At 44.6% G+C, this 12,108-nt stretch carries 6 protein-coding genes; all 6 read right to left on the reverse strand.

What is annotated here, in order from left to right:
- Positions 1 to 133: 133 nt before the first annotated feature.
- Positions 134 to 2,107 carry a right-handed parallel beta-helix repeat-containing protein gene (locus AHMF7616_RS10770; RefSeq protein WP_115372891.1) on the reverse strand — a complete coding sequence of 658 codons (1,974 nt, stop codon included), beginning with the start codon at positions 2,105 to 2,107 and terminating at the stop codon, positions 134 to 136.
- A gap of 469 nt (positions 2,108 to 2,576) precedes the next feature.
- Positions 2,577 to 4,121 carry a glucuronyl esterase domain-containing protein gene (locus AHMF7616_RS10775; protein WP_115372892.1) on the reverse strand — a complete coding sequence of 515 codons (1,545 nt, stop codon included), beginning with the start codon at positions 4,119 to 4,121 and terminating at the stop codon, positions 2,577 to 2,579.
- Positions 4,122 to 4,529: 408 nt separating this feature from the next.
- Positions 4,530 to 6,140 (reverse strand): SusD/RagB family nutrient-binding outer membrane lipoprotein, encoded by a 1,611-nt coding sequence (locus AHMF7616_RS10780; RefSeq protein ID WP_115375560.1) that lies wholly within the window; start codon positions 6,138 to 6,140, stop codon positions 4,530 to 4,532.
- 23 nt (positions 6,141 to 6,163) lie between these two features.
- The gene (locus tag AHMF7616_RS10785; protein ID WP_115372893.1) at positions 6,164 to 9,382 is read right to left on the reverse strand and encodes a SusC/RagA family TonB-linked outer membrane protein; all 3,219 of its coding nucleotides are present in this window, start codon (positions 9,380 to 9,382) and stop codon (positions 6,164 to 6,166) included.
- A 472-nt stretch (positions 9,383 to 9,854) separates the two neighbouring features.
- Positions 9,855 to 11,174, reverse strand: a complete 1,320-nt coding sequence (locus AHMF7616_RS10790; RefSeq protein WP_115372894.1) for a vanadium-dependent haloperoxidase — start codon at positions 11,172 to 11,174, stop codon at positions 9,855 to 9,857.
- A complete protein-coding gene (locus AHMF7616_RS10795; RefSeq protein ID WP_158546143.1) occupies positions 11,171 to 12,019 on the reverse strand; it encodes an FG-GAP repeat domain-containing protein in 849 nt (282 codons plus the stop codon). The genes AHMF7616_RS10790 and AHMF7616_RS10795 overlap by 4 nt, the downstream gene beginning before the upstream one ends.
- Between the last annotated feature and the right edge of the window lie 89 nt (positions 12,020 to 12,108).

Raw genomic sequence — 12,108 nt, forward strand, 5'->3', positions numbered from 1 at the left:
TTCGGATCATCATAAACATACCAGTGTACTTTCAAATTAAATTTTAAAAATAAAGCTAGTTTTCCCATTATGTGAGAAATCTTTTAACCCAAATTTCTAATTCATAATTTCTAATTTTTAATTCGGCCAAGCATTACCGGTAAAAAGGCTGATCTTGGTTTCCTCGGGGGCCGTACACCGGCACAGGCTCTCCTGCTTCTAAAGCCCCCAAATCCGGGGCATTGCCCTTATAATTAGCGTTTATATTCGGCAGTTTCAATCCGGCGTCAACGGCTTTACTTTTTGGTTTAAGTTGAAATGAAAAATCCGTGGCGTGGTAAATACCGTGTGGTTTGGCGGGGTCGGGTGCTTGCAAATTTTTAAAAATAGAGTAATCCAGTTCCACGCTGTGTGCTTCTAGGCCGCTGGCTTTTGTTAAACTGGTTATATTGGGGAAAGCTAGGGCATCTTTCACGGTTATATTATAATCGCGGAGTTGTTCTTTGGCCGGCGAAACCCAACGGAACTGATCGGCGCTGGCCCGATTGGGCCGGTAACCGTTATAATCGGAAGTAGAATAAGCAGTTGCATTCGGGAAAATAATAAGCGGCCTTTGCGGGGCATCGGTACCTAAAAACAAATTATTGCGGAAATGGGCGTTGGAGAATGTTTGTGGATTTACATTCTCCGAAATAAAGGTATTGTGATACACTATTAGCCCCGCTGGTTTCGACATAAATTTAAGCGCACAACCATTAGGAATATGATAGAGCACATTCCGGATAAAATAGGCCGGTCCGCCAAAAATAGGTTGCGCACTTAACCCGCATTGCGCGGCATTTACCCCCCGGTTACGCATCACCCGGATATTATGCACTCCCCCATCGGCTTCAATAAAATCATCCACCATTAAATGAATATCATTATTGTAGATGTCTATGGCTACCGCTTTTTGCGCGGAGTCTGGAGTACCGTAGGTAGATACCGTAATGGCATCGTGAAAGTAGGCTACCGCGTTATGGCAGATAACATGACCAGAACCATACACTTTTACCGCAAAATAACTTTTTAGCGGGGTAGGTGCGTACAAACCTGGGTTCGCCCATCCTACTAAATAATGCCGGTCATCACGGCCCAGAATAATATTATCGGCTATGTAAAAGTTTTTGGAACCGGCGTATTCGGTGGTGAGTGCTATACCTACATCTTCTATCCGGCAATTTCGCACGGTTAGGTCGGTAGCACCCAGCACTTCTTTCTGGCCGGCGGCAAAAGCCACATCGGTGTTCCGGATTGTTAAATTTTCAAAAATATGATAAGCGGTGGCCATTACATCGAAAAGTTGGTGCGCCCCTGCCCCATCGAAAATAGCCGCGCCATCACCGGCTCCCCGAATCACAATGGGTTTATCGGCAGTTCCTTTGGCGGTTAAAACGTAGGTGCCATCAAACGGAATCCCATGCGGCTCCACGTAATTTAATCGATCGGCTTTATACAAACCGGCGTGCACCAGTATAATATCGCCAGGTTGTACTTTGCGCTCACTCACTACCGACCAATCTCCAAGTCCGGAACCGTAGTAGGCGGCTTTCAGTCCCAGAAAAGAAGGTTCTTGTTTTGGCCCTTTCCAGTCCGGTGGGTACACGTGCAGCACCCGTCCGACTGTGGCAGCTTTAGGCTCAATTCGGGTTCTTACTTTTACCACCTGCACTGCGGTGCCTTGCACGCCATCAGGGTCCAGCATGGTTAAACGGCATTCGTACTCCGTACCTGGCTCCAGGTCCAGGATACTTCCGGCAAATCCATTAGGTACCGTATAATCCAGAAACTCCGTTTCGCGAATAACGCGTTCCCCACCTATGCGCAACAGCGGCAGCGCGTCCAGCCAAATATTAGTGCCGGTTTTTCGAAAAGCTACCTGAACGGTTGCATTCCGGTTATTATCGCCATTAATAGACCAATCAAAACCTAGATTTAGTAAAGTAGGAGGTTCTACGGTTAACTGACCCGGAACTACGGCGTTTTCCGCTTTTAAAAGTACCGGAAACAAAAGCAAACCGAACAAACAAACAATGTAATGGCCAAACCAAAGGTTGGGTCGGATTAAGAAAACGTAAAATTTCTGCATGACAAGTGGGCGCGAATAATTATTGCGGTGAAAGCAGGCTAAATACGTAATGGTTCGTATTAACTGCCTCTAACGAATATAAGAATCCGTGTAATTTAAGAAAATGTCCGATTTTAATGCTTTGCCAAATCAAAAATTAGAAATTATGAATTTGAAATTCAGGCCTAAATAGATTTCAAGCGACGAGCAATATTCATCCTATTTTTACAAAGTAAATTTGGCGATGCACTGGCAAGTATGTTAAAACGATTTTATGAAGCTTCATTCGGTTTATTAAAGTTATTTTGTACAAATCATATCAGTAAGTAACCGATAAGATGCTAGCGGCATGACTGAATAAAGTGAAATAGCATCATCCAAATAACACCACAACTAATCTCAATTTAATGGAAAATAGAAAGCCGCTGCTGGGCAATCCTGCTGCGGCTTTTTTTAAAATTATTGTTTATTAGCTTCTATTTCCTTTTACTTACCGGTTAGCTGTAAGCGATTTATAACCGATCATTTTGTTGGCCCACGGAATAAAATACTTAATGTTAGGCGCATCGGTATGGCCACCATCGTGCTGACGCCAAGCGAGTTCCCCCTCCAGCATATCCACGTTTACGCCCGGCATTTTGGCCGTTTTGTAGCTTTCCGTTACTCCTAAATCTCTTGCTCCTAACAACTTAAAAACGGGTCCGGCGGCTACGGTGGCCATGTAGCTGCCTTGCTGATCGAGCCATTTAGAATCGCCTTTTTCCGGGATACCGTAACTAATAAAGGTTGGCCGCGGCGCGCATAAAGCTATTAATTGGTGGGCGTCCACGGGAATATCGTGGGCGTTTTTACTCCCGAAAGTAGCCTGGGAAGCCCCGTATTTTAAAAAATTACCGGCCATCCAGTGGTACTCGCCGCTGCCGGTTAAACTTTCTACCGCCTCGCCAAAATTACGTCGGTGTAACTTGGTGCCGCCCTCACCCGCCGAACCAATTAAACCTAAAGCAAAGCGCTGGTCAAATGCTTGGGTCACCAAAGCTGCTTTCCCGTACCGCGAAACTCCTTCAATTCCTACGCGTTTAGCATCTACAGCAGGATCCGTTTCTAAATAATCTAAGCCCCGCGATGCTCCCCAGGCCCAAGCGCGTAAGGCTCCCCAATCATCGGGTTTGCGCGGCTGTCCTTTGTTTACCAATCCAATGATCCCCTTCGTTAAACCCGCCCCATTATCGGCCTGAATACTGCCGGGTTCTATTAACACGTAACCCCAACCAGCCGCTAATAACTGATTAGGCGTAGGTGGATCGCCAACAGGCGCACCCATCGGGAAGGTTGTTGGCGCAGCCGGAATGGGTGTATAAGCCGGAAATTGCTCGAAAATAGCTTTTAAAGATGGATCATTTTTAACAAGTAAATCCTTTAAAGCATTATTAATTTTTTCTAGGCTTTCCTTGGAAGGTTGCGCTGGAGCCGGCAAAGCACTGCGGCTAAACATCATGAGAACCGGTACCGGTCCTTTGGCATTGGCGGGTGTTACTACCGTCATGGCCATATTAACTTCTAACTGCGGGTACTCGCTATTATCTACCTGGCCCACTAACTGCTTGGCTATTACGGGTGTCCACCCTACCATTTCCCGTTCGTTGATCAACACTTTCCAGTTTACTTTCGGCACTTGCTTCGGTACCCGCCCCACTACTTCTTTTTCAAAATCCTCGATAATTTCGGGGCGCCGTTGCTTCCACCATTGCTCAGGCGTGGTTACTTTTTTGCCGTTTTTTAAGGTTAATACTTCTGGTAAGTTTGGGTACGGATTTGCCAATGCCTCATCGTAGTTTGCGTGGTTTGGAGCTGTTTCATCCCCGCTTGGTCCGGGCCGCAAAGATTTAATGCCTAACTGCTGCATCATGTTCTGATGATCCTGCTCCGTGGTAAAACTTACTGGTGCAGGATTTTTTTTGTCAGCCGAAGGTGTATGCTGGGCCAAAGCCGTGGAAATAGTTAAAACGAAAAGTAAAAAACCGACTTTTTTCATAAACTTATTTTATATGTAAAGCACCTGATTCGTGTAAAAACAAGACTTTCGGTAATAATTATGCCTTTTCTAATTTAGCGTTTGGCCTTGGATTACAAAACAGTTCAAACAAGCATTAAAGGCTTCTTAGAAATTAAAATTTTTAAAATCTTCTTTTATTTGTTTGAATTAGCGGGCTTGCTTATAGAAGCTTAGGTTCCAAAACGAAAGACTGTGAAGATAATTTAATTCTGAAGATTTTCAGAGGTTTTAACTTTTTATAAAGCCGCTGATTCGTAAACAAAAGTTATAGAAAAGTAACTAATGTGCGCTGTTCAACTTTTTTAAATTTTAGACTTGATAGCAACAAAAAAAGCCCTGAATAAATCTCCAGGACTTTTTTGTTAATTAGAATTTTAAATTTTTCACCTATTCCGTACCACCATCCCACCAAACTTTGGTAGTGTAAGTATCGGGTTTAGTTGCGCCGGTTAAGTAATTTTGATTACCAGCAGCTTCTGTAGCCGGGTATTTCAACCGTACCGGAATAGTACCATTCGTTACATTGCCTTGGTAATTAACCGGGGTTAACTGCGGCGTGTCGGTTCTTCTCCAATCCGACCAGGCTTCCCACCAGTTAAAGAATTTGTTTACCCATAGTTGCTCGTAAATCATAGGCAAGGCTGCTTTGGCTACGCCGTAGGGGTAAGTAGTTAAGTAAGTAGCCACTGCTGCGTCCGAAACAGTGAGGGAAGCATCGTAGGGTGTATACATTTGCATAGAGGCTTTAACCCCGGCATTGTAATGATCTGCGGCTGTACCGGTAATTCCTGTGCCAATGCCTCTTTCCAGTGCTTCGGCTAATAACAGTTCAACCTCGCCGTAGTTCATCACCATGTAAGGCTCGTCCAGTTGCAGCATCAGGAAATTGATCCGGGAGTACGTTTTGCTTTGATCAACTGGTTTACCTTCCAGAGCATCCAAGCCACTCTGATCGAAACCATTGGGCATGCCTTTTTGAGCTAACGGATCGATGTTTATTGGTTTCCATTCTGCCGCGGACCAATCAGCAATACCGCCACTTAAAATCATTAAGCGAGGATCGTCGTCGGTGCTTATGCCGGAGTTAGCGCCTTTCAGAAAATCAACCAAGGTTTTACTCAAGTAAGAAGGCTGTCCACCATCACCAGGATAAAATGCCCGGGAAATACCGTTTTGGTTAGTCCATTGACTAGGACCGGCCGCCATTTTTACCCAAACGTTATCGGCGTTGCTGGTAAATACGCCACCGGCCACTGCTTTGGTAACATATTGCTTCGCTAAGTCGGGGTTTACATTAGAAACCCGCATGGCTAAGCGCAGCATAAGCGAATAACCCCATGTTTTCCATTTAGCTACATCACCGTTGTAGATAAAGTCCGATTTAGAAAAGCCTTCGTCCGGATTGGCAGCGTTTAAAGCCGCTGAAGCTTCATCTAATTCTTTCAATAAATCAGCATATATGGCTGATTGCTTATCGTATTTTGGAAAGAAAATAGTTTCCATACCTTGATTCGCTTCAAAGTAAGGCACATTCCCGTAAAAGTCCGTTAACCGGTGAAAGCTGAAAGCCTTTATAATCCGGGAGGCATTGCGCAAATTCTGGTACTTGCCTTCGGCAAATCCGCCGGGGTTGGTTTGTTTTAAAATCTCGGCAATGTTTTTTAACTGGTCGTTGTAGGTAAATTCAAAAGGCGCGGCTGCCGTTTCAAAGTTATCCTGATACTTATCGCCCGGTGCAATACCGCCGCCCGCATTCGCCAAGTGCTGAATAGCATAAGCGGTCATACCAATGTTGGTTCGCCAATCAATAAACCGGTTATCACCAGCTGAACCGTTCGAACCAATGCCTAACTCGGCGGCCGTAAAGAGGTAATTTAAATCGATTTGATTAACGGCCTGCGGGTTTACATTTAAATTATGAAGTTCATCCGTATCGCAGCCGGCCAGGGGAAGTGCCATCCCGAAGGCCCCTAATAGTATTTTATGTATGTATTTCATTTTCGTGTTTACATTTAAATAGATCAAAATCCTACCCGTAAGTTAAAACCATAACTGCGTGTACGCGGCATACCAAAGTAATCCAAACCCTGGCCATTACCGCTGGAATAGCTTGATTCCGGATCGATGTTATCGGTATTTTTCCAAAGAATGGCTAGGTTACGGCCGACAAAAGACAAGCTCAAAGTTTGGAAAGGAGTCTTTTTCAGGAAGCTTTGCGGAACGTTATAGCCGAAAGTAAGTTGGCGCAGTTTCGCAAAAGAAGCATCGTACACAAAGCGATCTTGGGCTCTTTCGCCTAGTTGGTTCCAGTAGTTTTGGGCTTCCTGGGGGGTTAAGGTTTTATTGAATTCCGCATAGATTGGATTTCCACTGGCATCTTTGCCATTTTGGGTTACGCCGGATACTGTTAAGGGCTCTTGACCTTCGCGCCCAATTAAAGATTGCTTGTGCAAGCCCCACTGGGTTAGGCGTACGTTGGTACCGGAGTAAATTTCACCGCCTAATTTAAAATCAACCAAGAAATTCAAATTGAAGTTTTTAAAAGAGAAAGAGTTAGTTAAACCACCAGTCCAATCGGCTAAGCCATTGCCAATAATCTCCATTTTATCGGATTGTACGGGTGCCCCATTGGCTTCAAACACTAACCGTCCATCAGGAGCTTTTTTCTGTACCCAACCGGTTAATTCGCCGTAAGGATGACCTTCAATGTGTTTTACAAACACGGTCCGGGTGCGTGGCTCTTCCACAATAAGTTCCGGATTACCTTCAATCAGTTTAATTACCTTATTGCGGTTGCGGGCTACGTTTAAAGAAGCATCCCAAGTAAAGGCCCCTCTTACCGGCGTAGCAGTTAATAAAATTTCTATCCCTTTATTTTCCAGTTCGCCAATATTTACCAAAGTTGTGCCGAAGCCAGAGGCCCGGGAAATAGTAGCATTGAGAATATCATCAGTAGTTTTCTGGTGATAATAAGTAAATTCTAAGCCCAAGCGATCTTCCAAAAACCGCAACTCGGTTCCAAATTCAAGCTCTGTAGAAGTTAAAGGAATTAAATTTGTATTGGGGATTAAGCCGTTATTACCACCCGCCGTCGAGAAAGAGGCCATGGGGCGACCCAGATGAGTAGCTCCTAAAAGCGAATAGGTGTTATTCGTTTGGTAGGAATCTACTGAGTTGGCATCTCCTACTTGTGCCCAGGAGGCCCGCACTTTACCAAAGCTTAACCATTCCGGCATCGTACTAAACGACTCTGTAAATACATAGCTAGCCCCAATCGAAGGATATACAATATCGTTAATTGCTGGGTTTAAAACAGAAAACCAGTCTTTACGCAATGTTCCGGTTAAAAACAAATAATCATTATAACTAACCTCAGCCGAGGCAAATACGGAATTAATTCCTCTTTCCCCGTAAGCATAGTCGAAAGTACGGGTAGCGGCATTATTAATAAATTGCTCGAAAGGTACGTTAAAACCATTGCCATTTAAATTAAGGCGCTCATTGCTCCGGCGCATGCGGTTAGCCCCCACAAAAGCATTTACCCCAATTTTACCGAAGGTTTTATCAATTCCCAGAATAGATTCCATGTTTATTTCCCGAACGCGGTCTTCACCTTCGTTCATAGAACCGCTTCGGGTATGGCCGGTTCCTTGAGGAGTAACTTGCTGGTCGCGCCGCGTGAACCAATCCATACCCATCCGGCCGGAAAGGTATAAGTAATCGGTGATGTTGTACCGCAATTGTGCCGATGGTATAATTCGATCCCGCACGTCATCAACCGAAGTTTGATAGGCTACCCAATACGGGTTTTGCCCCCAGGGATTGTTGGATTGCTGGAATTCTTCGCCCACGGTTTTACCCCAAATACTTAAGAGAGCCGGATCGGTATTAGCCGCAATGGCCCCTGGCTTATTCGGATCGCCTTTATAATCCAGTACATTATAATTACCCGGCATCCGGTAAATAGATTGAAAAGCGTTGTTAGGAGAATCGGATAAGAAAGGACGGTTTTTGGCATCTTCGTGGGAGTACAATATTTTGGCATTGAAAGTAACTTTTTTGCCAAATCTACCATCAGTAGCTAGAGACATGTTCATCCGGTCGAAGCCAGAATTTGGCATAATGGATTTACTGCGTAAATCAGAAACAGAAAAACGGAAGGTCTGATTTTCGCCGCCACCCGTTAAAGCTAGCGTATTGGTAAAAGCGGTACCCGTTTCGTAAAAACGTTTCCAGTTATCACCGGTGTAGGAATATGGCCGCGTTACGCCATCGAACTGAATAACCGGGCTGCCATCAAAACGGGGTCCCCAGGATACATCGCCCCAGTTATACGCTTGTAAAGGACTAGTTGGTTTAGCCGCTACAAACGGCGAAGTGGGATCGGTGGGATTAGAACGAACGTAGTTACCACTGCCGTAATCTTTTTGTAAATCAGTTTGATTATTCAAGGTTTCAAATACAAAATTAGAATTATACTCAACGCCTAGTCCTTTTCTTTTGGAACCTTTTTTGGTAGTAATGTTGATTACACCGTAAGCGGCGCGGGACCCGTAAAGTGCAGATGCTGCTCCTCCTTTTAAAACCGTAATAGATTCAATATCATCGGGATTGATACTGGCCATGCCATCACCTCTATCTACGCCACCCCATACGCCAGCCTGCCCAAAATTAGAGTTGTCCATCGGTATACCATCCACCACGTAGAGTGGTTGGTTAGAACCTTTTAGCGATTTGTTCCCTCTGATCACTACCCGCGAAGAACCAGCGGGTCCGGAAGCTACTCCGCTTACGTTTACCCCGGCTACTCTACCGGATAGTGCATTGGCTAAGTTATTTTCGCGCGCTTGGGTCAGATTCTCCCCTTTTACTTCGGATATAGTATAACCTAAAGACTTCTTCTCCCGCTGAATACCGAGAGCGGTTACTACTACCTCGTTTAACTGTTTGGTATCTGCGTCCAGGGTAACGTTAATAGTTGACTGGTTGTTGATGGCTACATTTTTGGCGGTATAGCCAATGTAAGAAAAAACCAAAGTGCCGGAAGCAGGAGCTTGTAAGGTATAGTTACCGTCTACATCGGTGGTGGTACCTTGGTTGGTGCCCTGAACTAGAATGCTAACTCCCGGTAAGGGCTCATTACCAGCAGCAACTACTTTTCCTTTTATAGATACCTGAGCCAGCACGTTTACCGTGAGCCAGCACATCATAAAGGAAATAAGAAGTAATTTTTTTCTCATTGCTTTAATTGTTTGGTGATTAAAATTTTAAAATGTGTTACAATAGTCGTGTTTGTTTCAACTTCCTGAAACTCTACCATTTTTAAAATGGTCGTAAGGGGCTCGTACAAAAAGGGAGATTAGCTATTATGGTTATAAATTTAACATTTAATTTGGCATGCCCTATTTAGTTTGAAAAATTTTAATAATTAGTTGAATTATACTCATAACCTTGAAAAAAATTTAAATATTCAGGTATATAGTTATATATTATCAAATTGTTTATAATAACTACTGGGTAATAGCAATCTACCCGGATTTTGCTTGTGCGCTTACTGCAATAAATTAAATAATAATTACAAAAAGCACCCCACAGTGCGCAACCCAATTTAAATGGCAACAAGGTAGATTTTCAGCTATTTAATAGAGCACATTTAGGATAAAAGATACTCTAAAATTTTAAATTTTTAATATTTTTTCCGCAGTAGCTTAATTATTCTTGCTTTAACTTTTGTAAGACATACTGCCCGATTTGCTGGCCCTGGCTAAAACCGTTATCAATGGCGTCACGGAAGTGAATGCCGCCGTACAAACGGGAGAGAGCCGCTTCCTGGGCTGCTTGCTGAAAAGAAGTAAAAGACCGCGCGGGTAGGCCAAATTCCACTTCTACCGTATCCGTATAAGAAAATTTATCGCCTAAAAGTGCAGTGAGTAAGGTAGCAACTGCCGCTGATACCACACTGTGGCCACTGGTATATTCCGGAAAAGGCGGCGTTTGCAGCAAAGCCCGCCAGTTGCGGTCGAGGTGGGTGTTAATAAACGTTTCGGGCCGGATGCGGTTACTCCGGTATTTCTCATTCCAGCAAGAAATAAAAGCATCGGCCATGGTAATACTCACCAAAGCATGACAGCGAATAGTTGCCGCCAGATTAAGTTGTTTTTGCATACAAGCAATACCGGTAATGCCCATCCAATGCCCGCCCGGCGAAATCTTTTTGGTACCATAACTCACGTGCCCTTGCTGCACCAGAAAAAAAGGATTGCAATCCCAGAAGTTAGCAATATTGCGCTGTTCGGGGCTCATAGTTTTGCCTATATTGTACACCTCGCGGGCTAAATTATAAAAAGGCGTACCGTCCTGTTCGTTATAAGCTACTGCTGGAGTTGGTTTAAACTGAGCGGCACTATCCAGCAAAAACGGCCGCAGCGTTCCCCAATGAGGTTCGTAAGCTTCCTGGTAAGCCGGCGGGGTGGGCTGCCAGTGGCTACTTTGTTTTAATGGTGTATACCGCAGATAACCCGTTGTTTTTAAATAGCCGTCTTTTGCAGCATACTGCAGTAAATGCTTAACGATTTGGTCGGCGTAAGCTACGGAACCGTCTAGTTGTGCTTTACTCAGGCGGTGCTTTTTAACGGCTTCCAGCAGTAATTGCCGGCGCGACTCTTCCAGTAAATAACCGGATGGCAATAATTCTTCGCCCATGCGGAGCAAGGCGTACAAACTGGCAAAGTTGGCATTAACAGCGGGATTTGCAGCAAGATTAAATTCCGGATAGTCGCGGATAATTCCCCGGAAAGACGTATACTGGACCGGAGGAGCCTGTTGGTTTTGTACTTCGTAGGCGGCCAGGTTGGCATAAGCATAATAACGGGCGGCGGCACAAGGCCCGGTTACATCCTGCACCATTACATCCGTTAATTTCTTTAAAATCTGAACATAGGTTTTTGCATCGGCGGGGTAACTGGCCGGCGTGGCATTGCTTGTAGCTCTTATACCCAGTACCAGTAGCACCAGCCAAATTGCTCTTTTCATAAACCAGGAATGTTAAGGATATAACCTTGCGTGCTTTGATTATTCCGGCCGAATAGCAACAAGGTAGAACTGCCTTTTTTAATAACCGCAATATCCCGGACATCGCCTTTTACCTGTAAGCCGCTCTGCCACTGGGGCACGTACGTAAATTTAAGTTTTCCCTGATTACGCAGCACCATGCCATAATTGGCATCCATTTTTCCAATTTTTAACCGGGTGTAAGATTGATTGCCGCCCAGAATAATATCCTTGAAACCATCGTGGTCTACGTCCACGAGGGCAATAGCATACACGGGTGCAAACTGGGCTTCCAGCGGTAATTCCTGCATCGCAAAAGTGCCGTCGCCTTTGTTTTCCAGGATAACCGATTGGAAAGTAGCGGCTTGCAGAGTTTGAGCCTGTTGCTGTTGCTCCGGGGTTAAAATATCAGTTATGGTGGCATTAGCGTACGCCCGGTAACTGGTAAACTTCTTGCGCAGCGGAATCATTTGATTTAAAGCTTCGTCGCGGCTAACTAATGGATACGATTTACCCTGGATATAATAACACAGAAAAGGATCAATGGCTTCGTTCTGATCAAAATCGCCGTAAACTATTGTAACCGGCTCTTTTTCGGTAGGTTTTAATTGCGTATTCTGCCCAAAGTTGCCCGCTACCAGATCCTGGTCGCCGTCTTTATCTAAATCTTCTAGGGCCAAACGGTTCCACCAGCCGGTAGTACCCGGGCCAAGCACCGCTTTTTCAGATTTTTTTAAAATTCCTTGCTGGTTCAAGATTACGGTGATGGGCATCCACTCACCCGCAATAATTAAATCGGGCCAGGTGTCTTTGTTTACGTCCAGCACTACGGCATCGGTTACTAAGCCTATTTTTGCTAAAAAAGGCGCCCGTTGTACGGTTTCTTCGGTAAACTTGCCTTTACCATCGTTGAGTA

It is taken from the genome of Adhaeribacter pallidiroseus, assembly GCF_003340495.1.
Lineage (GTDB): Bacteria > Bacteroidota > Bacteroidia > Cytophagales > Hymenobacteraceae > Adhaeribacter > Adhaeribacter pallidiroseus.